Here is a 21,342-nt window from a genome sequence, read left to right as displayed (position 1 = left end):
CCTGCCGGAGCCGCCGGAGGGTCGCCCTCTCGTACGCCTCCCCCATACGCGCCCCATACGGCTCAGTTCGCGCCGCGCCTGCTCGCGCGGTGTGTAAGGATGCATTCGTTCCCTCTCATCCTATTTGTACGAAAGGTGAGTGTATGTACGGTAGTTGCGCCGCCCAGCGCATGCGCGCAGGGGTGTGTGCGGCGGCGGCAGGAGCTCTGCTGGTGCTGTCGGGATGCTCCGGATCCTCCAATGGGGACGCCCGCAAGGCGGAGCCACCGCAGCAGCGGCCGAAGTCGCTGGTCCCGTACTGGGTGAACCCCGACGGCAACGCGGCGAAGCAGGTCGCCGCGTACCGCAAGAGCGGCCATACCGACGACGCCAAGCTGATCTCGACGATCGCCGACCACCCCGTGGCGGAGTGGATCGGGCCCGACAACCCCGAGGGCGAGATCCGCGGCATCACCGCGGGCGCCGCGGCCGCCGACCGCGAGGCGCTGCTGGTGCTGTACAACATCCCGCACCGCGACTGCCAGAAGTACTCCCAGGGCGGCGCGGGCGACGGCAACGCCTACCTGGCCTGGCTCGACCGGGCGATCAAGGGCATCGGTGACCGTGCCGCCACGATCATGCTGGAGCCGGACGCGCTGCCGCACGTGGTGGACGGCTGTACGCCGCAGAAGTTCCACGAGGAGCGGTTCTACCTGCTGACCACCGCGGTGAAGCGGCTCAAGGCGCTGCCGCACGTCAAGGTCTACCTCGACGCGGGCAACCCGGCCTGGATCACCGACCCGGCCAAGATGGCCGAGCCGCTGAAGCGGGCGGGTGTCGCCCAGGCGGACGGCTTCGCCCTGAACATCTCCAACTACCAGACGACCGAGGCCAACACCGCCTACGGGCGGGACCTGTCCGCCCTCGTCGGCGGCAAGCCGTTCGTGATCGACACCAGCCGCAACGGCAACGGGCCGGCGCCCGGCGAGAAGGATCCGGAGGTGTGGTGCAACCCGGCGGGCCGGGCGCTGGGGGAGCGGCCGACCACGAAGACGGGTGACAAGCTCATCGACGCCTATCTGTGGGTCAAGCGCCCGGGGGAGTCGGACGGCACGTGCAAGGGCGGCCCGCCGGCGGGCAGGTGGTGGGCGGACTACGCCCTCGACCTGGCCCGTAACACCCAGGAGCGGGACAACGCCAAGGCCCGCAAGGAAGCAGGGAAAGGCCGCTAGGACGCCGCCACGGGCAGAGCCCGTGACCGCGGAATTCCCGCGACGCCGAACCCGTGGCGCGGAACCCCGCGACCGCCGGACGGGTGACGACCCGCGCCGCCGTCAGGCGGCCGGGCTCACCGGCACCTTGACCCAGACCGCCTCGGAGGGCGTGCCCGTCTCGTCCGCCACGGTGAGCATGTACCAGCCCGGCGGCACCAGCGACGGGTCCTTCGGGATCCGCACCGTCAGCCGGCCGTCGGCCTTGGCCATGTCCAGCTCGATGGAGCGCTGTTCGACGTTCGTGACGTGGGTGAAGGAGCCGGGTCGGATCAGCCGGGCCTGCCTGATCGTGCCGGTGTCGGGGCTCTCGTACGTCACCTTGCCGCCCGGCTTCACGACCTTGGGCCCGGGGTCGACGAGCACCGGCCGTCTGTCCCGGAAGAGATAGGGCGGACTGTAGATGTCGATCTGCTGTTCGAACTCGCCCGGTTGGGTGTTGGCCTTGTCGCTGAACAGCGAGTCGGAGCCGAAGGTCATCACCCGGCCGTCGGGCAGCAGCAGCGCGCCGGAGTGGTAGTTGCGGCCGACCAGCGGGTCGGCGACGCCGTGCGAGGCGTTCGTCCGCGGGTCGTAGATCTCGGCCCTGAGGATGTTGCTCGCGTCCCGGCCGCGGTAGTCGCCGGATCCGTTCGTGGTCAGCACCGTGTCGTCGGGCAGGATCACGCTGCTGGGATAGCGGGCCTTGGCGTAGAGGTCCGGCCCGTCCTTGAAGCGCGGGTGCTTCGCCCGCAGGTCGACGAGCCGGGTCCTCGCGGTGGACTTGGAGCTCTCCCCGACCCCGCCGCCGCCGAGCACCATGTACCGGCGCTTCTGGGCCGGCGGCAGCAGGACGGACATCGAGGTCTCCAGGATGCCGGGGTCGCTGATGCCCGGTACGACGTCGAACGTGTTGCGCTTGAGGTCCCAGATGCCGGGGTGCGGCCCTGGTCGTCGGGGCCGTAGCCCGCGTTGGAGCCGGTGTAGAAGATCGTGCCCCGGTCGTGGAGGAACAGCGCGGGATAGGTCGGGAAGAAGCGCTGCTTGCTCAGATAGCGCCACTTCTTCGCCTTCGGGTCGTAGATCTCGTTCTTGCCGGGCACCACCTGGCCGATCTCGTCGAGCCCGGAGACCGAGAGGACCTTGCCGTCGGGGAGGGTGGTGAGCGTCGGATACCAGCGGGCCTCGTGCATCGGGTCGACCCTGATGTAGCGCTCGGCGACCGGGTCGAATTCGAAGGAATCCTTGATGCCCTGGAAGTCCTTCTTGTCGAACGACAGCTTCTGCGCGATGCCGTAGTAGTTCCGCTCGTCAGCGCCCTTGAGGCCGGCGATCCGGTAATTGTCCTGGGTGCCGGTCTGGTAATTCTCGCCCTTGTGCAGCGCCTCGACGTAGACGCGGGTGGTGCCGGGCGTCACCGTGACCTTTCCGGTCTTCTTGTTCGTGGTCTTCTCCGCCCGCGGTACGAGGACCGGATCCTTGGACTCGAACGACTTGCCGTTCGCCCGTCCGGTGAAGCGGGTGCCGGCCGGGAACGTCTTCGGCTTGTCCGGGTTCTCGTTGTGGACGATCATCAGACCGCCGGCCTTCTGCACGTCGCCCTCGAGCTTCTCGTAGCGCTGGGTACCGCCGGCCACCAGCAGTTTTCCGTCCGCCAGCTGGGTGTGCCCGGTACAGAACATGTCGCTCGGGGTCGGAATGTTCTTGAAGGTGTTCCGCTTCGGATCCCATAGCACCGACCGGAACGACTTGGCCGCGAAGTTCTTGGCGTCGTTCCCGGAGCCGGCGATGAGGAGGACCTTGCCGGTGTGCAGCAGCGCGGCGTGGATCGTGTTGATCCGGTACTCCTCGGGAACGTCCACCACCTTCCAGTGGCCGTTCTCAGCCTTGTACTCCGGCTGGTTGATCTTGTGCTCGTGGTATTTCTCCGTACCGAAGCGGTACAGGGCCGGGCCATTGAATCCTGCCAGCACGATCACGGCGGCTGTGCCGATGGCGTAACGGCGAGTGCGGCGACTCGGTCGGTACTTCACTGCGCACGTCTCCCCAAGGACGGTCGTCACATGGATATCGCTGGACGACTGTGTCCCAAGGAGCACAAGGAGGCGAGCGACCCGCCGGAGATCGCCTCAATAGTTGAAGACCGCCCGAATAGATGAGGAGCGTACCGGCCACGGGCGGACCGGGTGCGGTGCGCGAGCGCCCCGGTCGGATCAGCCCTGGTGCGCCGAGCGCAGCCGCGCCCGGATGTTCCCGAAGTGGTCGCGGACCGCCTGCTCGGCCCGTACGGCGTCCCCCGAGCGCACCGCCGCCAGGATCTCGCGGTGCTGCGCGCAGGTGACCCGGGGATCCTGGTGGACGTCGACCAGGTCGGTACGGACCCGGTGGAAGGCGTCCCAGAACGCCTCCAGCACCTCGCTGAGCAGCAGGTTGTCCAGATGGCGGTAGAGCGCGGCGTGGAACGCGCGGTCGGTGTCGGCGCCGACGGCTCCCGCGGCGGCCTCCTCCTCCATCCGCGCCACCACGGCGTCGAGGCCGGCGAGGTCCTCCTCCGGTATCCGCCCGGCCAGCCGCGCGACCAGCCCGGTCTCCACCGCCTCGCGCAGCTCCAGCAGCTGGAGCAGGCTGTCCTCGCCGCGGTAGTGGCCCGCGACCGTGCGGAAGATCAGCCCCTCGATCATCGGGGCCATCGACATGGGGCCGACATAGGTGCCGAACCCGTGGCGGATCTCCACGATGCCCATCGCCTGGAGCGCCTTGAGCGCCTCGCGTACGGAGTTGCGGCTGACGCCGAGGAGCTCCATCAGCTCCGTCTCGGTCGGCAGGGGGGAGCCGGAGGGCAGCCGCTGGTCGACGATCAGCTTCTTGATCCGCTCCTGGATGTCGCGCGCCATTCCGCGACTGTGCACCGCGACCTCCCCATGTGACCAGCGGTCGGTACGACCGAGGGCCCCCTCGCCTAGGCGAGGGGGCCCTCGGTGTGACGTGCGCCGCCAGGGACTCGAACCCCGGACCCGCTGATTAAGAGTCAGCTGCTCTAACCAACTGAGCTAGCGGCGCTCGCTGACGTAGGAAATCTTACCCGACGCAAAAGGATGCTCCGCACCACCCGGACGGCTGGTAGAACCGGCCGTCCGGAGCGGAGGAGGGATGCGGTGATGGCGGAGCACGTGGAGCACGTGGAGATCGGCGAGGTGGCGGCGGACGCCTGGGCGCTGGGCGGCGGCGCGAGCCGCCGCGTGCTGGGGATCGCCGGGCCGCCCGGCGCGGGGAAGTCCACCCTGGCCCGGGCGCTGGTCGCCGAGCTGGCGCGGCGGTACGGGCCGGACGCGGCCGCCTATCTGCCGCTCGACGGGTTCCATCTGTCCAACGCGCAGCTGGAGCGGCTCGGGCTGACCGCGCGCAAGGGCTCACCGCCCAGCTTCGACGTCTGGGGGTACGCCGCGCTGCTGCGCCGCGTGGTCGAGGAGCCGGGGCGGGAGATCTACGTACCGGATTACGACCGGACGCTGCACGAGCCGGTCGCCGCGCGGCACCGGGTGGCGCCCGGCGCCCGGCTGGTGGTCACCGAGGGGAACTACCTGGCGTGCGACGAGCCGGGGTGGCGTGACGCGCGCCGCCTGATGCGCGGGCTGTGGTACCTGGAGGCGCCGGACGAGGTGCGGCACACCCGGCTGGTGGAGCGGCAGCGCGCGGGCGGCCGGAACGAGGGGGAGGCCCGCGCCTGGGTCGCGGGCAACGACCAGCCCAACGGCGAACTGGTGAAGGGGAGCCGGGACCGGTGCGACCGCGTCCTCGGGGCGGTGGCCCTGGAGTCTCTGTGATTGGTATGGACATGACCAAATGCGGGGTCTAACCTCCGTCGTGGTCTCTGCCTTGGTCTAGACCGCACTCGCCGGCGCCGGCGATTCGCTTCACCACGCGGCTACCGCCGCGTGGCCCCCCACGTATCCCAGGAGCGAAGCATGCGCAGAAGGATCCGCGCGGCCGTCATCGGCGTCGGCCTCGCCGCTGTCACCGTCCTCGCGACGGCCGGCAGCGCCTCCGGTCACGGCTACACCGACTCACCCATCAGCCGCCAGAAGCTGTGCGCCAACGGCACGGTGAAGAACTGCGGCCCCATCCAATGGGAGCCGCAGAGCGTCGAGGGCCCCAAGGGGTTCCCGGGCGGCGGACCCGCCGACGGCCGGATCTGCTCGGGCGGCAACAGCGAGTTCGCGCAGCTCGACGATCCGCGGGGCGGCTCGTGGCCCACCACCAAGGTCTCCGCGGGTCAGGAGCAGACCTTCACCTGGCGGTTCACGGCCGCACACGCGACCACCGACTTCCGCTACTACATCACCAAGGACGGGTACAGCCCCAGCGAGAAGATCACCCGGGCCAACCTGGAGCTGACCCCGTTCCTGACCGTCCCCTACAACGGCCAGCGGCCGCCGAGCACCCTCTCCCACTCCGGGCGGCTGCCCAGCGGCAAATCCGGCCACCACGTGATCGTCGCCGTGTGGACGATCGCGGACACGGCCAACGCGTTCTACGCGTGCTCGGACGTCCAGTTCTGAGCGCACAGCTCTGAGCGCACGCGGACCCCGTGGCCCTGCTCGGCCCGCAGGCCGGGCAGGGCCGCACGGCTACTCCTTCGGCTCCTTCGGCTCCTTCGGCTCCTTCGGCGCGCGCAGCGCGATCCGGGCCAGCGCGGCCGCCACCACCAGCGCGACCGCGGCGAGCAGGGCGGCGTCCGGAACCGCGTCCCCGACCCGCCGCGCCCACTGCTCCAGCCGGAACTCCTGGTCGGCGTCGAGCACCCCGGAGACCGCGGACATGCCGTTGTACAGCAGGAACAGGGTGCCGATGCCGATGAAGAACAGGCCGGACAGCAGCGAGGTGGTGTGCAGCCGCAGCCGCCCGACGCCCAGCTCCCGGCCGCGCAGCCAGCGCCGCCGCCCCAGGTCGAAGCGGTCCCACAGCAGCGCCAGCAGGAACAGCGGCAGCGCCATGCCCAGGGCGTAGACGGCCAGCATCGACCCCCCGTACACCGGGCTGCCGCTGACCGCCGTCACCGTCAGCACCGCGCCCAGGATCGGCCCGGCGCAGAAGCCCGCCAGCCCGTAGACGCAGCCCAGTACGAAGGTGGCCGCGGCCGACGCCGCCGAGCGGGGGGTGATCCGGCCCGCGGCCGCCTGCGCGCGCCGCGACGCGAAGCCGAGGCCCAGGATCTGCGCCGCCCCCATGGCGATCACCGTCCAGCCGCCGACCGCGACGAGGGTGTCCCGGTGTCCGTAGAAGAGCCGGCTGGCGGCGGTGCTGGCCACGCCGAGCGGGACCAGCGTGGTGGCGAGCCCCACGTAGAACACCGAGGTACGGGCCAGCAGCCGGCCCGGTGAGGAGAGGGAGTACGCGAAGAAGGCGGGCAGCAGCAGCGCGCTGCACGGGCTGAGCAGGGCCAGCGCGCCGCCGAGGAAGGCCGCGAGGTAGCCGATGTCGGTCACTTCGCCGCCTTGCCCTTGTCGTCGTCCTTGCCCTTGCCCTGGGCCTTGGCCACCGCGGCGGCCTCGTCGATGACCGACGAGAAGACCTCGGTCGGCTGCGCCCCGGCCAGCGGCCGTCCGTTGACCAGGAACGACGGGGTGCTCTGCACGCCCAGTCGGTACCCCTCCTCCTGGTCCTTCTTGAGCGCCGCCTTCGCGGCCGCGCCCGACATGTCCTCGTGGAAGCGGTCGAGGTCGGTGACGCCGCTGCGGCGCGCCATCTCGGTCAGCTTCTCCTCCGAGAGCGCGTCGCCCTTGCGGGGCTTGGCGTACAGCTCGTCGTGGAACTGCCAGAACCTGCCCTGCCGCCCGGCGGCCCACGAGGCGCGCGCGGCCCGTTCGGAGTCCTCGCCGAAGATGGTGTAGTTGCGGAACTCGATGCGCAGCACCCCGCTGTCCACGTACTTCTCGATCAGGTCCGGCTTGGTCTCGCGGGAGAAGCGGCCGCAGAACGAGCACTGGTAGTCGGCGTACTCGATGAGGACGACGGGCGCGTCCTTGCGGCCGAGGGCGAGCGGGTCGCCCGCCTCGCGCCGCTCGGTGGACCGCGCCAGCTCGTCGTAGGCGCGTTGCTGCGCGGAGTCGGTGGCCGGGGGCGCGGAGGCGCCGCCCGCCTTCGTCCCGTCGTCGTCCCCGCCGCTGTCGTTGATGGCGAGGATGGTGCAGAAGAGGGCGACGACGAGGGCGATGGCGGCGCCGATCGCCGCGAGCCGCCGGGTGGTGGTGGCGCGTGCGGGCATGGTGGTGTGCTCCATGTGGTCATACGGAATCCGGGCATGCGGAACACCGGCCGAACGGGCGCGGGGGCGCGCGGGCGTGGGACGCACGGGCGCGGGGCGCGGAGGCCGGTGGAGGCGGGCCTAGATTCTGAGGACCGGGAGGAGTTCGGCGCAGCCCGTCGGCGGGAGCGGCGGCGCGCGGGGTGGCACGGCGTGCGGAGTGCGTCCCGCGGGTACGGCGACGTGGGTGGCGGCCGGATGCGGCAGCGGGTCGGTGTGCGGGGTTCCGGTCACCGCGGCCTGCGTTCCGTCGCGGGCGGGGTGGGGAAACCTGTCGCACTGGGCGGGCTGCCGCGACGCGGCGGTCACGTCGGACCGGCGGGCCTCGGCCATGGCGGTTCGGAGCTCGGCTGACGCGGCCCGGTCCCCGGCCACGTCGGCTGTGGCTCCGGCCGCGTCGGCCCCGGCGCCGACCGGGGTGGCGATGTGTGCGGTCGCGAAGGCCGCGTACCGATGGCCCGCGGCCGCGGGCGTCGGATCGGCGGCGAGCCCCGCGACGAACCCGGCGATGAGCGCGAGGAGCAGCGTCACCGCCCGGGAGGGGCGCTTGATCGAACCGCGCGGCGGCGTCATGCATCCCTCCCTTTGGGTGGCTTCGGGGTGTCTGTCCGGGCACCGTAGGCGGTCCATGCTATGCGGAAGCGCCCTCGGCGGGCTGTTCGGGCTACGCGCGTCAACAGTGGCAGCAAGTGGACACCTGTTTGACTTTCGGGTCGCCGTTCGTCGCGCTCCGGGTGCGGTGCGTACAGGTGGAGGGTCGCTCGGGCCGCCCGTAGGCAACTTGCTGCCAGATGGTCCACGCCCTGGCTGCTCGCGGGCGTCACCATGGCGCTAAGGCTCCGACTTTGCTCATTCTTTACCTCACGCCCCGCGTTGACTTCGTTGCCGTGTGCGAATTAGGGTCGGCTTGGTTTGAGCTCGGAGATCGTCTCCCTTTGGGGCCAAGGAATTCCTCGGGCGGGGAGCCAGAAGGCGCGTGCGGGATTGGCCCCAGCCGGGGTTTTCACAGCAAACCTCGGTCATCGACAATTGTTCGCCGCGCCACTCAGGGGAAGCCATGGTTGCTCTGCCGATGACGTCCGAGCCCGTTCACAGAAGTGCGGTGGCGGGCTTGGGAGCGCTCCCGCTGGAGATTCCGCGTCCGAGGGAGCCCGCCGCCTCGGAGTACGCCGCCACCCCGGACTACGTGGAGCGCGCCCTGCTGGCGGCGCGGGATCTGATCGAGTCGACCGTCCACCGCCACCGCCGCGAACTCGCCCGGTCAGCCCTCGTCGGCGCCGTGCCCGCGGAGGCCGTCGACCGGCTGGTGCGCGGCGCCACCCAGAGCGTCAGCGCCGTGCTCGTCGGCGGCGAGCAGGAGGACGCCCTCTTCGCGGCGCTCGGCCGACCGGCGGCCGGGACCGACGGCGACCGAGTCGCCGTCAAACTCCTGTGCGTGCCCGGCGCGGCGCCCGCCACCCGGGCCCGCGCCCGGGCGAGCGGCGCCCCGGCATGCGAGATCCGGGTGGCCGACACCGACCTCCAGGAAGCGCTGTTGATCGACGGCCGCACGGCGTACGTACGGCTGGGCGCCCAGCGGGCCGACCGCCACGCGTCCCTCGTCGAGGACGCGGCGACCGTCCAGGCCATGGAGCTGCTCTTCGCCGGGGCCTGGGCGAACGCCGTGGCCTTGGAGGAGTATCCGCAGCTCGGCGGACGGCTGTCGGCGGAGACCGCGCGACGCGTCCTGGAGTGCCTGCGCACCGGCCACACCGACGAGGTCGCGGCGCGCGAGATGCGGGTCTCGCTGCGCACCTACCGCCGCTACGTCGCCGAGCTCATGCGGGAGCTGGGGGCGCATTCCCGGTTCCAGGCCGGGGTGCGCGCGGTGGAGCTGGGACTGCTGCCGGGCCGGCACTGACCGGTTCGGGCCATCGCCGGGCCGGCACCGACCAGCCGCCCGGTGCCGACACCGACGCCACGAAGACGTAGGGAACGACCGACGCCACGAAGGCGGGGGGAATGAAGGAAGGCACGCTGCCGGGCGGGGGCGGACCGGCCTCCGCGGCCGACACCGTCGACCGGACCCTGCGGGAGGTCCGCGCCCTGATCGAGTCCACCGTCGCGGAGCACCGCGCCCGCCGCAACCGCGCGTCGCCGGTCACCGAGGTGGGGGTGGAGGAGGCCGCGGTCCGGGCCGCCGCCGAGCAGGTGGCCGAGCAGGCCCGGCGGACGGTCGAGGTCGTCCTGCCCGCCGCGACCGGCCGGACGGCGCCGGTGCACACCGCTGTGGCCCAGGTCGTGGCCGGGCTCGCCCCCGGGATCGCGGTGCGGGCGCTGTGCGCGCAGGTGCCGCCCGACTGGGGCGGGCGCGGCGAGCTGCGCCAGGCCCGGGTGCCCCTGCCGACGCTGCTGATCGCCGACGGGCGCTGCGCTCTGGCGTGTACGGACTCGGCCGCCGGCCGCCAGACGTCGGTGGTGACCGATCCGACCGTGGTACGTGCCCTGCTCTCCCTGTTCACCAGCGTCTGGGGCGGCGCCGTGCCCGTCACCGGGCCGTTCGACTTCGGCAGCCGGGCCCGTGCCGACATGGTGCGGCGGGTGCTGGAGCGGCTGCGGGACGGGGTGACCGACGAGGCCGCGGCCCGCGACCTGGCCGTCTCCGTACGCACCTATCGCCGCTACGTCACGGGCATCCTGGAAATGCTGGGGGCCAACTCCCGCTTCCAGGCCGGGGTGCGCGCAAGCGAACTCGGCATTCTGCCCGGCCGCGGCTAATTGCCCCGAACGCCTCGGCGTCCGCGCATTTCCGTTTTCCTGGGCCGCATTGTGAACCGGCGCGGGCGGGCGATAGGTTGCAGACAGGCGTGCCGTAATCCCGGCAACCGCCAGTAATGCAAGGGGATTTGAGGATGACGGTGCGAGGAGCGACGGCGGTGCGGGGAAGCGCCGGGAGAACGCGGGTGAACGGCCGGGGAACCCGGACCGGTGTCCGGAAGGCGACGGGTCGGCGGGCGGCGCCGCGCGCGGCGTCCCTGTCCCGCACCGTGCTGCCGCCGCTCGTCCTCGGCGCCGTCCTGCTCGCCGTGTGGGACGTGGTCACCCGCACCGGTGCCGTCTCCACGTACTTCCTGCCCACGCCCTGGAGTCTGGCGGACTATTTCGCCGACGACCTCGTCCACGGCGCGCTGCTCGACTACACCGGCGAAACCCTCTGGGAAGCGGCGGTCGGCGGCGCCCTGGGTATAGCGGTGGCGCTTCCGCTCGGCTATCTCATCGCCCGCAGCGATATCGCCGCCGCCGCGCTCCAGCCTTATCTGGCGGCTTCCCAGGCCGTCCCCGCGGTGGCCCTCGCCCCGATGCTCGCCCTCTGGTTCGGATACGGACTGACGCCGATCGCGATCCTGTGCGCGCTGCTGGTCTTCTTCCCCATTCTCGTCAACACCGTGCTCGGGCTGCGCTCCCTGGACCCGGAGGTGCTGGGCGCCGCGCGGGTGGACGGCGTGGGCTGGTGGGGAATGCTGCGGTACATCGAGTTCCCGCTCGCCCTGCCGAGCATTCTCGCCGGTGTCCGCAACGGCCTCACCCTGTCCATCACCGGCGCCGTCGTCGGCGAGTTCGTCATGGGCGGCGAGGGCCTGGGCATGCTGCTGACCATGCAGCGCGACTCCCTCGACACCGTCGGCATGTTCAGCACGATGCTGATGCTCTCCCTGCTCGCCGTCGGCCTGTACGGCGCGATCCGCCTGGTCGAGCGGCTCGTTCAGCGATAACCGATTCCTGACCTGACAAGCTTGTGCACCCTTCCGTCCTTTCCACCCTTCCAAAGGAGAAGTACGTGTCTTCCACGCTGGGCACGGCCAAGCGACCGGTGCGTAGACGTCACGCCATAGGAGCGGCTCTGCTCGCGGTGACGGCGGTCGCCACGATGACCTCGTGCGCCGAGGAGCCGGGGAAGGACGGGGGCAAGAGCGGCGACACCATCACCATGGGCCTGACGTACACGCCCAACATCCAGTTCTCGCCTTTCTACGTGGCCAAGGAGAAGGGGTTCTACGAGGACGCCGGGATCAAGGTGACCCTCCGCCACCATGGCCCCGGAGAGCAGCTGTTCGGCGCGCTGCAAGGCGGTAAAGAAGACGTGGTCTACGCGGGTGGAGACGAGATGCTCCAGGCCCGCTCCCAGAATGTCCCGGTCGTGGACATCGCCACGATCTACCACAAGTACCCGGTGGCCCTGCTGGTGCCGGAGGACTCCGACATCCGCAAGCCCGAAGACCTCAAGGGCCGCACGATCGGCACGCCCGGGCCCTTCGGCGAGACGTATTTCGGATTGCTCGCCCTGCTCAAGGAGGGGGGACTCTCCGACAAGGACGCGAAGGTGAAGTACATCCAGTTCACCCAGCAGGCCGCGTTGAAGGGCGGACACGTCGACGGCGTCATGGGATACGTGAACAACGACGCCGTGACGTTCGAGGAGACCGGGACCCCGGTCCGCGCCATCGGGCTCTCCTCGGAGAACGGCGGTGAGGCCCTCGTCGGCCCGTCGCTCGGCGCCAAGAAGAGCACCCTCGACAAGCGGGGCGACGACATCGCGAAATTCGTGGACGCCTCGCTGCGCGGAATGCAGTACGTGATCGACCACCCCGAAGAAGCGGTGAAGCTGAGCCAGAAGTACGTTCCGGTCCTCAAGAAGGAGTCGAACAGGAAGAACGCCCTCGCCGTGCTCAAGGCCACCGAGCCGCTGATGCGCAACGACCACGGCGAGCTGGGCTACATCGACCCGCAGGCCTGGGGGCAGATGGCCGACTTCATGTACGACCAGGGGCTGCTGGACAAGCAGGTCCGGCCCGAGGACGGCTACGACGCGGACTACCTGCCCAAGTCCTGACCCGCGGACTCTCTCGCGGCGGCGCGGTCGCGCATGAGGAGGAGGGCCGGCGCGGCCGCGCCCAGCACCCGCGGGCGGCCGAACGCCGTACGGACATACCGCACGGTGTGCGCAATCTCGTACGGCGTGCGCCAGGGCGTTATCCTGATCGGCGAGAGAGGGAGGCCGTATGGAGGCCGACGAGCAGCCGATCACGTCGGTGTGGACCCGTCGGCGTCGCAGGCGGCGGGAGCAGCCGGCGCTGAGCCGGCAGCAGATCGTGGCCGAGGCCCTGCGGCTGCTCGACACCGAGGGCATCGACGCCCTGAGCATGCGGCGCCTGGGCACCAGCCTGAACGCCGGCGCCACCTCGATGTACTCGCACGTGGCCAACAAGGACGAGCTGATCGAGCTGGTCGTGGACGAGGTCTACGGCGAGATGGCGGCCCCGGCCCCCGGCGACCCGGCGCAGTGGCGGGCGGCCGCGCGCGAGTGCGCCCACAGCATGCGGTCGGGCATCCTCCGGCACCCGTGGGTGGGGTCCGTGCTCGGCGGGGTGGGCCTGGCCCACCTCGGGCCGAACATGATGCGGTTGACCGAGGACATGCTCGCCCTGTTCGAAGCGGCGGGCTTCTCGCTGGACGAGGCCGACCACGCCATGAACACGCTCGCCGCGTTCGTCATCGGCATCGCCACCAGCGAGGCCGCATGGCTGACGACGCTGGCCCGCAGCGGCCAGGACGAGCAGGAGTGGACCGAGACGTTGCGGTCGGCCGCGGAGGAGGCGGTGCGGGACCACCCGCGCCTGCGGAAGGTGTACGCCGCGCAGCGGGGCACGCGGACGGAGCGCACGCGCGAGGGCCGTTTCGCGTACGGGCTGGAGCGGGTCCTCGACGGCCTGGAGACCCGGCTCGGCGGCTCGTCTCGGTAACGGGGAGAGCTACCCGTCAGGCCGTCCGGCCGCCGGTTCTGCCGGTTCCGCCGGTCCCGCTGGTCCCGATGGTTCGGCCGGTCCCGCCGGTTCGGCCGGTTCCGCCGGGGCGATCAGCTCGCCGGTACGGGCCAGCCGTACGGTGATCGCTTCCGTCGGGCACAGCTCCGCCGCCTCGGCGAGGCGGGCTCGCGCGTCCGCCGCGGCCGTGGGCGTGCGGGGGCGGGCCTGGCTGTCCGCGCCGAGTTCCATCTGGTCCGGCGCCGTGAGGACGCACTGGCCGCTGCTGACACAGCGCCCGCGGTCGACGCGGACGACCAGCTCACCGGGGTCTTCGGCGGGGACGACCGGCTCACCGGCGTCGTCCGTTGGGGCGACCGGCTCACTGGGGTTGTCCGTGGGGACGACCGGCTCCCCGTGGTCTTCCGTGCTCACCAGGCGACCTCCAGCCGCAGCGGGCTGCGGGTCCGCATGCCCTGACGCCATTCGACCGCGTCCACCGGCCCGGCCAGGCGCAGCCGAGGCAGCCGGCGGGCGAGCCGGTGCAGCGCGAGCTCCATCGTCATCCGGGCCAGCCAGGCGCCCAGGCAGTGGTGCGGGCCCGCGCCGAAGGTGAGGCTCTGGGCGGGAAGGGGACGGAAGAGCCCGTCGGTGCCGGCGCAGAGATCCGGGGCGAACACCTCCGGGTCCCTGCCGGCCGCCAGGATGTCCACGGACAGCACGTCGCCCGCGGCCACGGTGACGCCGCCGACCTCGACCTCCGCCGTTGCCCGGCGGAGGATCCCGCCGCCCGTGGTGACGTCCGCGCGGGGAATGAACCGCAGCAGCTGCTCCACCAGCGGCGCGGCTCCCGCCTCGTCCTCCGTCCCGGCCTCGCCGAGCCGCCGCCACGCCTCGGGGGCCTCGTCGAGCAGATAGACGACGCTGTTGCCCAGCGCCACCTGGGTCGTCTCCATCCCGGCCACCACCAGCACGCGGGCCGGGAGACGAGTTGGGACTCGCCGATGCCGCCGTCCGGGCCACCCCGGCCTCCCGCACCCTCGTCGTCCCCCGCACTCCCCTCACTCCCTTCGTCCGCCGCGGCCACCAGGCCGCTGACGAGGTCGTCACCCGGGTCGGCGCGGCGGGCGGCGAGCAGCCCGGCCATGAAGGCCCCGAACTCGGCCAGCCCGTCCCGTACCTCTTCGGGGGTGTAGGCGCCGCGGGAGAGCGCCATGCCGCTCCAACGGGACATGGCGGCGAGGTCGTGTCGGTCCAGAGCCATGAGCCGGCTGATGACCGTACTGGGCAGTGGTTCGACGTAGGCCCCGATCAGGTCGGCCGGCGGCCCTCGGCGCACCAGCTCGTCCAGCAGGTCCTCGACCACCGAGGCGACCCACGGGCGCCAGCGGGCGACAGCCCGCGGGGTGAACGCCCGCTGCACCGTCCGGCGCAGTCGGCGGTGCTCCTCGCCGTCGAGGTTGAGCAGCGACTCCGGGTCGTCCAGGATGCTCGGGGAGGCGGCCAGGGGAGGGGCGTCGGGAGCGAACATCGGCGCCCGGCCGATCCGGTGGTCGGTCAACACGTGGCGGACGTCGGCGTACCGGGTCACCACCCATACGGGGACGCCGGTGGGCAGCCGCTCCCGCCGGGGCGGCCCGAGCGGGCGCTGGGGCGTCCGGTGCATCGGGGGCAGGGGGGATCTCGGGCCGGTCATGAGTCCTCCTCGACTGCTGGAGACGTGGGGACCTGGAGAAGGAGACGGTCGGGGCGTGCGATCGACCCCACACCAGTTATGCGCAGGACCGGGCGGAGGGCATGGCGCGACACGGCGTGCTACTCCACGTGGGCGGCGGCCCGGCGGTGCAGCGCGGCGGCCACCGCGAAGGCCGCGCCCGCTCCGGCGGCGAGCGCCAGCCAGCTGCCCGCCGCCGGCGTGTGCCCGATGACGAACAGCCCGAGCGGCGGGCCGGAGGCCGTCCCCAGGTTCCAGGCCAGCGAGGCCAGCGCGCTCGCCCGGCCCACGGCCGCCTCGCCGGACCAGCGCAGCAGCAGCGGGTAGTAGGCGGAGGAGTACGTCAGCTCGCCCGCCGCGAAGAGCACCGCGAACGCCAGCAGCAACCCGTACCGCACGGCCGGGCCGCCACCGTTGTCGCTGCCACCGCTGCCGTCGCCGCCGTCGCCGAGCACCGCCGCCAGCAGCCCGCAGCCGAAGGCCGCCGCCCACAGCACCGGTCCCACCGCCAGGGACACGGTCTCCGGCAGCCGCTCGAACCAGCGCCGCGCCAGCGGCTGGAGCGCCACCAGCGCGAAGGAGTTGGCGGCCACCACCGCGCTCACCCAGCCCAGTGTCACCGCCATCCGGTCGTGCATCAGCAGCGGCACGGTGGCCTCGATCTGCGTGAAGCCGACGATGGCGAACAGGGCCTGGGCGAGGACGAGCAGCGCCATCGGACCGGACCGCAGCAGCGTGCGGTACGTGGGACTGTCCCCGCCCCCGTCGGCGGCCCGCGGAACCACGTTCCGCCCACCCCGGGGCCGTACCGCCCAGACCACGGCGACCAGCGGCAGCGCGGCGGCGGCGTTGGCGACGTACAGCCAGCGCAGCGTCGCGGTCGGGGTGTCCGCCCCGTGCAGCGCGAGCCCGGCGAGCACCGAACCCGCCCCGATGCCGACGTTGTTGACGATGTGCCGGACCGTGAACGCGGTACGGCGCAGCCGCTCCGGCACGGCGGCGTCGACGACCCCGACGACCGCCGCGTAGAACAGTCCGAAGCCGACGCCGACGCAGGCGCCCGAGGCCAGCACCAGCGGGGCGCCGTGGGCGGGCGCCAGCATGGCGTAGCCGACGCCGAGCGCGGTGCCGCCCAGCGCCGCCACCTTGTGCGGCCCGGCTCGGTCGGCCAGCGGGCCGCCCAGCAGCGCGGCCGCGAAGCTGGCGGCGGCCATCGCGATGAAGTAGCCGCCCGTGCCGCCCGAGCCCAGCCCCAGCAACTGACTGATGTAGATGGAGGTGAAGGGGAAGCACAGGCCGTTGCCGAGACTGGACAGCGCCAGGCAGGCCATCAGGACGACGAAGCGCCGCCCGACCCGCTCGGGCGCCGCCCCGGCCGCGGCGGGCTGCGCGGTCAACCCGCCAGCCCGTCCCGGATCTTCATCAACTCCTCGGCCTGCCGCAGGTCGTACGGCGTGGGCAGGGACAGCACGACGTGCACCGCGCCGGCCGCCGCGAAGCCCTCCACCAGCGGCAGTTGGTCCGGGTTGACCATCACGGTGCGGGCGACGGCGGCCGGGTCGCGGCCGACGCGCTCGCACCAGCGGTCCAGTACGCCGCTCAGCTCACGGAACTCCGCGACCGGGTCGGCCGAGGCCCAGCCGTACCAGTTCCACCAGTCCGCCTCCCGCGCCACCAGCTCCAGGGTGCGCTTCCGCCCGGCGCCGCCGATCAGCAGCGGCAGCGGCCCGGCCGGTCCGGGGTTGAGCGCGCCGAGCCGCTCCTTGACCGCCCTCACCGACGCCTCGAAGGCGTCCAGGCGCGCACGCGGTCCGGGGAAGGGCAGCCCGTACGCGGTGTGCTCGGCCTCGAACCAGCCGGCGCCGAGCCCCAGCACCAGCCGCCCGCCGCTGAGCTGGTCGACGGTGCGGGCCATGTCGGCGAGCACGTGCGGGTTGCGGAACGCCGTACAGCTCACGAGCGAGCCGATCGCCGCGTGCCGGGTCTCGACCGCCATCGCGGACAGCAGCGACCAGCACTCGAAGTGGCGGCCCGCCGGGTCGCCGGTGTGCGGCAGGAAGTGGTCCCAGGTCCAGATCGAGTCCAGGCCCAGCGCGTCGGCCTCCCGCCACGCGGCGCGCAGGGGGCCGATGTCGGTGTGCTGGGGGTGGAGCTGTACGCCGACGCGCAGGCCGGACTGCTGCCCTGGGGACACGTGGACCACTTCGGGGACACCTTCTTCGGGAATGGTCACGGCGCAACGACCCTGAGAACGGTCACGGCGTGACGACGACGCGGTAGACGGGCGTCTCCGCGGTCTGCCGGAGCGCCTGCTCGACGTCGTCGAGGGGATAGCGGGCGGAGACCAGCGGCTCCAGGCGCGCGGTGAGTGCCCCGCCGCGCAGCAGCTCGGCCGCCGTACGCCAGTCCGCGGGCTCCTGGCTGTACGAGCCGGTGACGGTCAGCTGACGCCGGTGCACCTCGTAACCGGGCAGCTCGGCCGGCGGCCCGTCGGGGGAGCCGCCGAACAACACGATCCGCCCGCCGTCCGCGACGGCTTCCAGCGCGGTGGCGATCGACTCCCGGGAGGCGATGGTCACGAAGACGACGTCCGCGCGGGGCACGTCGGCGAGCCGGTCGGGTGCGACCGCCGCATCCGGCCCGGCCGCCAGGATGTCCACCCGCCGCTGCTCGTCCCGCTCCACGACGACCACGGAGCGGGCCTGGAAGTGGCGGGCCAGGGCGAGGTGCAGATGGCCCATGTATCCCGCACCGATGACGGTGACCCGGTCGCCCGCCTGGAACCCGCCGCGGCGCAGCGAGTGCACGACGCAGGCCAGCGGCTCGCCCATGGCAGCCAGTTCGGGCGCGATGTCCCCTACGGACCACACCTGCGCGGCGGGAACCCGGACGTACTCGGCCAGCCCCGCCCCCATGGTGATCGCCCCGTCGGCCCGCATCCCGCCCTGCGGCGAGGCGCAGACGGCGGACCCGCCACCACGGCAGCCGCGGCAGGCCCCGCAGCGCGTGAGCAGATCGACGGCGACCAGCTCCCCGACGCCCGGCACGTCCTCCAACTCACCGGCCCGCGCCCCGACCCGCTCCACCCAGCCGGCGACCTCATGGCCCGCGGCGGTGGGGTAGACCGGCATGCGACCCGCGTAGAGGTTGCCTTCCATGGTGCACAACCCACACGCGGCGACCCGCACGAGCACCTCGTCGTCCCCCACGTCCGGCACGGGTATGTCACGTAAGTCGACCTGGCCCGCTGCGGTGATCACCGCTGTGCGCATGCGAACTGCCTTCCGAATACACGATGTTGTGTCCGGAGGCTATGCCGGGCCGCTCGGCGAGGCAAGATCTTCACCGGGGTCTGCCCCGGCCGATCGCGCGGGGCGCATGGGGGATTCAGGGCGCGTACCGAGCCATCGTGTACGCGGTCGGACCGACGAGCCCACCCCAGGACTCGCCCACCATGTCCACCACCTCGAACCCCGCGCCGGACGCGTAGCGCTCCAGCTCACGCGGAAACAGCACTCGCCGCCGGATCTCGTCATGAACCTCGTCACCGGATGGGAGCATCCAACGCCTGTACATCGTGTTGATCTGCGTCCGCAGGTCCCACGCATAGCGGATGGTCACCAACGCGGGTCCGTCCGAAGTTTCGACAACGGCACTGGTCGGCTCGGGGCCGGTGATCGGCGACACTGGCGAGCACAGCACGAGGAGCGCCCCGGCCCGTGCATGCGCGGCGAATGTGTCGAAAACCGCGCTGATCTCGTCATTGTCCTGCACGTAGCCCAGAGAGTTACCGAGGCACGTCACGACATCCATGCGTCGCCGGAGCCGGACCATGCGCATGTCACCGGCTCGGATGTCGACTCCGGGGCGCACTCGACGTGCGTAGTCGACCAGGCCCGGCTGAAGATCCACCCCGACACACTCGAAGCGTTTCGCAAGGATCTCCAGATCCCGACCGGTCCCGCAGCCGAAGTCCACCAGCGTGGACGCTCCCGGGTGGTGCAGTTCGATTAGGGCCTGGCACACCTCGGCGCTGCCACTGTCCGACTGCACCTCGTCGTACATCGCGGGGTTCCGGTAGAAGATGTTCGTTTCCTGCATGTGTTGACTTCCGCAAGGAGGCTGGTCATGTGAGGGCCCGCAACCCGACTTCCAGAGCGAGCACGTCGCACAGCAGATCGGGCACAACGGGTGTGCGTTCGGCGTCCTCCCGGGCTTGGGCAAGCGCTTTGGGGTCAACGTAGCCGAGATCACCCAACAGAGACTCCCGCAGCATGCTGTCCAGGGTGGGCAGCCCGAACGTGCGCAACCCCGTTTCCATAACCTCCAGGAAGTTTTCCGGCTCGGCCGGTGAGGCGACCGACTCGGGCAGTCCCGCACGCCGTAGCCGCTCACGGAACATCGCCTTTCCGCGCTTGTGCTCGTGCGGCAACTGTTCCATGAACCGCACGATGCGGGGGTGTACGAGGGGGCTCACGGGCCAGACGCCGACACGGAGGAATCCGGGGTTGTGGAGCCCGAACGCCATGAGTGCCGGTATGGGGAGTACCGGAATCGGTGCCAGCTGCTCATCCACGTCAGCGAGTGCTTGTTTGGCTTTACTGCCAAGCCACGGAACCGGTTCCGTCATGGGAAGTTCGGCGCTCGTCCTCGAATGGTGTGCGTTGATCTCGTCGCCGCCGTTGCCCGTGAAGATGACGTCACAGCCCCGTGCGGCTGCCTGGGCGCGCAGTACGTCGAAAGCCTCTTGGTAGAAGGCCCCTGCGGGGTCGTGCGGCTTCCCGAGGGCTCGCACTCCTCCTGGCACGAACGGCGGATGTTGCATGGCAGGAATGGCCGTATCGCGGAAGCCGCAATGGTCTACGAACCGCCTTCGCCGCTCGCGCTGTTGAGCACCCATGCTGCCGCTCATGACCAGTCCGAAGCTGTATACCCGGTTGCAGCGGGCCGCTCTCACGGATAGCGCGACGTTGCCTGAGTCGGCTCCGCCTGAGAGTTCGATGCCCACGCACTCCGTAGCTGTGGGAGTTTCGCGGACTGCTTCGGACAGGAGCGAGCTGAACACATCCACCGGATCCACGCCGAGGCGCAGAGTGCGGGGCTCCAGTACGTGCTCGGCGGGTTCGGGGTAGCGCACGGTCAGACCCGAGGCCGTGAATACGGCCGTTGCACGCTCTGTGAGTCGGTACACCCCTTCAAACAGGGTGTCCGTGGTGTAACGGTGCTGTCTGGTCAGGATTCGGGCGACTGTACGCGGCACGACCCGGCCAGTCCGCAGATACGGGCGCAATTGGGCAAGGTCCCAAGCCCCGTGCAGCTCGTCCCCGACTGCCATGAGGTACAGAGGTGCCGTGCCGAACACTCCTGCGGAGAGGCGGACTCGTCCCTGCTCCATGGCAACCGTAGTGAAATCCCGCTCTCCGGCCTTGCGCTCCTCCACGGTGACGGTGCAGCGGTGGCCGTGGTTGTTGACCAGTGTGCGTGTGAGCACGGACGATGCAACGGGCTTGATCCAACTCGCTCCATTGGTCCATTGGTCAGTGCTCCACCGCCAATTGGCGGATTTTAGATCTTCCAGACGGATACGCAAAGAAAGCATGCGAATACCTCTCCATGGGAGCGGCGGAGTGAGTCCCGGAGTCGGCCCCACCCCGCCGCACAGCATGGATCACTTGGAGCAGTGATCACCGTTGTTGTCGCCGCCGCCCGGCATCTTGTCGAGCAGCGCCGCGTCCATGCTCGGAACGCCAGTGATCAGGTCACCGGTGAACAGTTTGTCGACGTTCATGGCTTCTACCTCCTCTCTAGGTACATTGGTTGGGACTCCGCGTACTTGCGGAGGGTCGCGGTGCCCACTCTCTGCTGAGGCGAGACGGGCGAAGGTAGATCCGTGGTGGCTTACGTGGGGCAGCTGGCCGGGGGCTATTCGACGCGGGTCACGTGTGCGTGATCGGTTACGACGCGTCGGAAGAGATCGTGCCCCGTGCGGCCACTGTGCCGCAGTGCCCAGTCCTGCGCTGCGTTCTGTTCGTCCTGCGGACCTGATTCGGCACCACATTCATACGCGACGCAGAACGCCTCGTAGATGATTCCACCCTCAGCCGCGTGCCGGATCACGTGGTCGGCGAAGCGAAATATGTGGCGGGGCTTGCGCGATGCTTCCTGATCGATAGCCAATCCCACACGGTCGCGCTTCACATCGTGGGCGGCGGTTCCTGTAACCGGTGGTCCACTGTCTGCCATGCAAATGACACTACGGATTATCGCCAACCAGCAGCAATGGCAGTTCAGTTGATGATCGTCAAGAAGTGCCAC

At 71.0% G+C, this 21,342-nt stretch carries 20 protein-coding genes, 1 tRNA gene and 1 pseudogene; 8 read left to right on the top strand and 14 right to left on the bottom strand.

Annotation, left to right across the window (positions count from 1 at the left end):
• Window positions 1-143: 143 nt before the first annotated feature.
• Complete coding sequence (locus Q3Y56_RS12060) at window positions 144-1,211, top strand: glycoside hydrolase family 6 protein (protein ID WP_304461947.1); 1,068 nt, start codon at window positions 144-146, stop codon at window positions 1,209-1,211.
• Window positions 1,212-1,313: 102 nt separating this feature from the next.
• Here the strand turns inward: Q3Y56_RS12060 and Q3Y56_RS12055 are convergent.
• From Q3Y56_RS12055 to Q3Y56_RS12045, 3 genes and pseudogenes are all read right to left on the bottom strand, one after another.
• Window positions 1,314-3,262, bottom strand: a pseudogene (locus tag Q3Y56_RS12055) (galactose oxidase-like domain-containing protein).
• Between the two features lie 180 nt (window positions 3,263-3,442).
• Window positions 3,443-4,123 (bottom strand): FadR/GntR family transcriptional regulator, encoded by a 681-nt coding sequence (locus Q3Y56_RS12050; RefSeq protein ID WP_304461946.1) that lies wholly within the window; start codon window positions 4,121-4,123, stop codon window positions 3,443-3,445.
• A 92-nt stretch (window positions 4,124-4,215) separates the two neighbouring features.
• Window positions 4,216-4,289 (bottom strand) — tRNA-Lys (locus Q3Y56_RS12045).
• A 98-nt stretch (window positions 4,290-4,387) separates the two neighbouring features.
• Between Q3Y56_RS12045 and Q3Y56_RS12040 the strand changes: the two genes are divergently transcribed.
• Together Q3Y56_RS12040 and Q3Y56_RS12035 are read left to right on the top strand one after the other, a co-directional pair.
• Window positions 4,388-5,053: a nucleoside/nucleotide kinase family protein gene (locus Q3Y56_RS12040; RefSeq protein WP_304461945.1), complete on the top strand. Its 666-nt coding sequence runs from the start codon at window positions 4,388-4,390 to the stop codon at window positions 5,051-5,053.
• A 141-nt stretch (window positions 5,054-5,194) separates the two neighbouring features.
• Window positions 5,195-5,788 (top strand): lytic polysaccharide monooxygenase, encoded by a 594-nt coding sequence (locus Q3Y56_RS12035; RefSeq protein WP_304461944.1) that lies wholly within the window; start codon window positions 5,195-5,197, stop codon window positions 5,786-5,788.
• A 69-nt stretch (window positions 5,789-5,857) separates the two neighbouring features.
• Here the strand turns inward: Q3Y56_RS12035 and Q3Y56_RS12030 are convergent, their stop codons facing one another.
• From Q3Y56_RS12030 to Q3Y56_RS12020, 3 genes are all read right to left on the bottom strand, one after another.
• On the bottom strand, window positions 5,858-6,715 hold the full coding sequence (locus tag Q3Y56_RS12030) for a cytochrome c biogenesis CcdA family protein (RefSeq protein WP_304461943.1): 858 nt from the start codon (window positions 6,713-6,715) through the stop codon (window positions 5,858-5,860).
• Window positions 6,712-7,509 (bottom strand): DsbA family protein, encoded by a 798-nt coding sequence (locus Q3Y56_RS12025; protein ID WP_369696736.1) that lies wholly within the window; start codon window positions 7,507-7,509, stop codon window positions 6,712-6,714. Before Q3Y56_RS12025 ends, Q3Y56_RS12030 begins: the two co-directional genes overlap by 4 nt.
• Before the next feature lie 105 nt (window positions 7,510-7,614).
• On the bottom strand, window positions 7,615-8,106 hold the full coding sequence (locus Q3Y56_RS12020) for a hypothetical protein (protein WP_304461942.1): 492 nt from the start codon (window positions 8,104-8,106) through the stop codon (window positions 7,615-7,617).
• 529 nt (window positions 8,107-8,635) lie between these two features.
• On the opposite strand from Q3Y56_RS12020, the gene Q3Y56_RS12015 reads away from it, so the two are divergent.
• The 5 genes from Q3Y56_RS12015 (at window position 8,636) to Q3Y56_RS11995 (ending at window position 13,313) form a co-directional block, all read left to right on the top strand.
• A complete protein-coding gene (locus tag Q3Y56_RS12015) occupies window positions 8,636-9,433 on the top strand; it encodes a hypothetical protein (protein ID WP_304461941.1) in 798 nt (265 codons plus the stop codon).
• Between the two features lie 101 nt (window positions 9,434-9,534).
• Entirely contained in the window at window positions 9,535-10,290 is a 756-nt protein-coding gene (locus tag Q3Y56_RS12010; protein ID WP_304461940.1) for a DNA-binding response regulator, read from the top strand.
• Between the two features lie 185 nt (window positions 10,291-10,475).
• Window positions 10,476-11,285 carry an ABC transporter permease gene (locus Q3Y56_RS12005; protein ID WP_304461939.1) on the top strand — a complete coding sequence of 270 codons (810 nt, stop codon included), beginning with the start codon at window positions 10,476-10,478 and terminating at the stop codon, window positions 11,283-11,285.
• A 65-nt stretch (window positions 11,286-11,350) separates the two neighbouring features.
• Window positions 11,351-12,403: an ABC transporter substrate-binding protein gene (locus Q3Y56_RS12000; protein WP_304461938.1), complete on the top strand. Its 1,053-nt coding sequence runs from the start codon at window positions 11,351-11,353 to the stop codon at window positions 12,401-12,403.
• Between the two features lie 169 nt (window positions 12,404-12,572).
• Complete coding sequence (locus tag Q3Y56_RS11995; protein WP_304461937.1) at window positions 12,573-13,313, top strand: TetR/AcrR family transcriptional regulator C-terminal domain-containing protein; 741 nt, start codon at window positions 12,573-12,575, stop codon at window positions 13,311-13,313.
• Between the two features lie 9 nt (window positions 13,314-13,322).
• Here the strand turns inward: Q3Y56_RS11995 and Q3Y56_RS11990 are convergent, their stop codons facing one another.
• From Q3Y56_RS11990 to Q3Y56_RS11955, 8 genes are all read right to left on the bottom strand, one after another.
• Window positions 13,323-13,748 carry a ferredoxin gene (locus Q3Y56_RS11990; RefSeq protein ID WP_304461936.1) on the bottom strand — a complete coding sequence of 142 codons (426 nt, stop codon included), beginning with the start codon at window positions 13,746-13,748 and terminating at the stop codon, window positions 13,323-13,325.
• The gene (locus Q3Y56_RS11985; protein WP_304461935.1) at window positions 13,745-14,269 is read right to left on the bottom strand and encodes a cytochrome P450; all 525 of its coding nucleotides are present in this window, start codon (window positions 14,267-14,269) and stop codon (window positions 13,745-13,747) included. Before Q3Y56_RS11985 ends, Q3Y56_RS11990 begins: the two co-directional genes overlap by 4 nt.
• An 859-nt stretch (window positions 14,270-15,128) precedes the next feature.
• Window positions 15,129-16,424: an MFS transporter gene (locus tag Q3Y56_RS11980; RefSeq protein ID WP_304461934.1), complete on the bottom strand. Its 1,296-nt coding sequence runs from the start codon at window positions 16,422-16,424 to the stop codon at window positions 15,129-15,131.
• A complete protein-coding gene (locus Q3Y56_RS11975) occupies window positions 16,421-17,260 on the bottom strand; it encodes an LLM class F420-dependent oxidoreductase (protein WP_304461933.1) in 840 nt (279 codons plus the stop codon). Before Q3Y56_RS11975 ends, Q3Y56_RS11980 begins: the two co-directional genes overlap by 4 nt.
• Before the next feature lie 22 nt (window positions 17,261-17,282).
• Complete coding sequence (locus Q3Y56_RS11970) at window positions 17,283-18,299, bottom strand: zinc-binding dehydrogenase (RefSeq protein ID WP_304461932.1); 1,017 nt, start codon at window positions 18,297-18,299, stop codon at window positions 17,283-17,285.
• 115 nt (window positions 18,300-18,414) lie between these two features.
• Window positions 18,415-19,128, bottom strand: a complete 714-nt coding sequence (locus tag Q3Y56_RS11965; protein ID WP_304461931.1) for a trans-aconitate 2-methyltransferase — start codon at window positions 19,126-19,128, stop codon at window positions 18,415-18,417.
• A gap of 25 nt (window positions 19,129-19,153) precedes the next feature.
• Window positions 19,154-20,626, bottom strand: coding sequence for an asparagine synthase-related protein (locus Q3Y56_RS11960; RefSeq protein WP_304461930.1), 1,473 nt, complete (start codon window positions 20,624-20,626; stop codon window positions 19,154-19,156).
• Window positions 20,627-20,949: 323 nt separating this feature from the next.
• Complete coding sequence (locus Q3Y56_RS11955; RefSeq protein WP_304461929.1) at window positions 20,950-21,270, bottom strand: hypothetical protein; 321 nt, start codon at window positions 21,268-21,270, stop codon at window positions 20,950-20,952.
• Window positions 21,271-21,342 lie beyond the last annotated feature (72 nt).

The sequence above is a fragment of the Streptomyces sp. XD-27 genome (assembly GCF_030553055.1).
Classification (GTDB): Bacteria; Actinomycetota; Actinomycetes; order Streptomycetales; family Streptomycetaceae; genus Streptomyces.
This window is presented reverse-complemented; position numbering and strand designations above follow the sequence as displayed.

Excerpts from the sequence above, each read along its gene's own strand:
- Q3Y56_RS12060 (WP_304461947.1), top strand. The coding sequence starts at position 144 with ATGTACGGTAGTTGCGCCGCCCAGCGCATGCGCGCAGGGGTGTGTGCG.
- Q3Y56_RS12050 (WP_304461946.1), bottom strand. The coding sequence starts at position 4,123 with ATGGCGCGCGACATCCAGGAGCGGATCAAGAAGCTGATCGTCGACCAG.
- Q3Y56_RS12040 (WP_304461945.1), top strand. The coding sequence starts at position 4,388 with ATGGCGGAGCACGTGGAGCACGTGGAGATCGGCGAGGTGGCGGCGGAC.
- Q3Y56_RS12035 (WP_304461944.1), top strand. The coding sequence starts at position 5,195 with ATGCGCAGAAGGATCCGCGCGGCCGTCATCGGCGTCGGCCTCGCCGCT.
- Q3Y56_RS12025 (WP_369696736.1), bottom strand. The coding sequence starts at position 7,509 with ATGGAGCACACCACCATGCCCGCACGCGCCACCACCACCCGGCGGCTC.
- Q3Y56_RS12020 (WP_304461942.1), bottom strand. The coding sequence starts at position 8,106 with ATGACGCCGCCGCGCGGTTCGATCAAGCGCCCCTCCCGGGCGGTGACG.
- Q3Y56_RS12010 (WP_304461940.1), top strand. The coding sequence starts at position 9,535 with ATGAAGGAAGGCACGCTGCCGGGCGGGGGCGGACCGGCCTCCGCGGCC.
- Q3Y56_RS11995 (WP_304461937.1), top strand. The coding sequence starts at position 12,573 with ATGGAGGCCGACGAGCAGCCGATCACGTCGGTGTGGACCCGTCGGCGT.
- Q3Y56_RS11985 (WP_304461935.1), bottom strand. The coding sequence starts at position 14,269 with ATGGAGACGACCCAGGTGGCGCTGGGCAACAGCGTCGTCTATCTGCTC.
- Q3Y56_RS11970 (WP_304461932.1), bottom strand. The coding sequence starts at position 18,299 with ATGCGCACAGCGGTGATCACCGCAGCGGGCCAGGTCGACTTACGTGAC.
- Q3Y56_RS11965 (WP_304461931.1), bottom strand. The coding sequence starts at position 19,128 with ATGCAGGAAACGAACATCTTCTACCGGAACCCCGCGATGTACGACGAG.
- Q3Y56_RS11960 (WP_304461930.1), bottom strand. The coding sequence starts at position 20,626 with ATGCTTTCTTTGCGTATCCGTCTGGAAGATCTAAAATCCGCCAATTGG.
- Q3Y56_RS11955 (WP_304461929.1), bottom strand. The coding sequence starts at position 21,270 with ATGGCAGACAGTGGACCACCGGTTACAGGAACCGCCGCCCACGATGTG.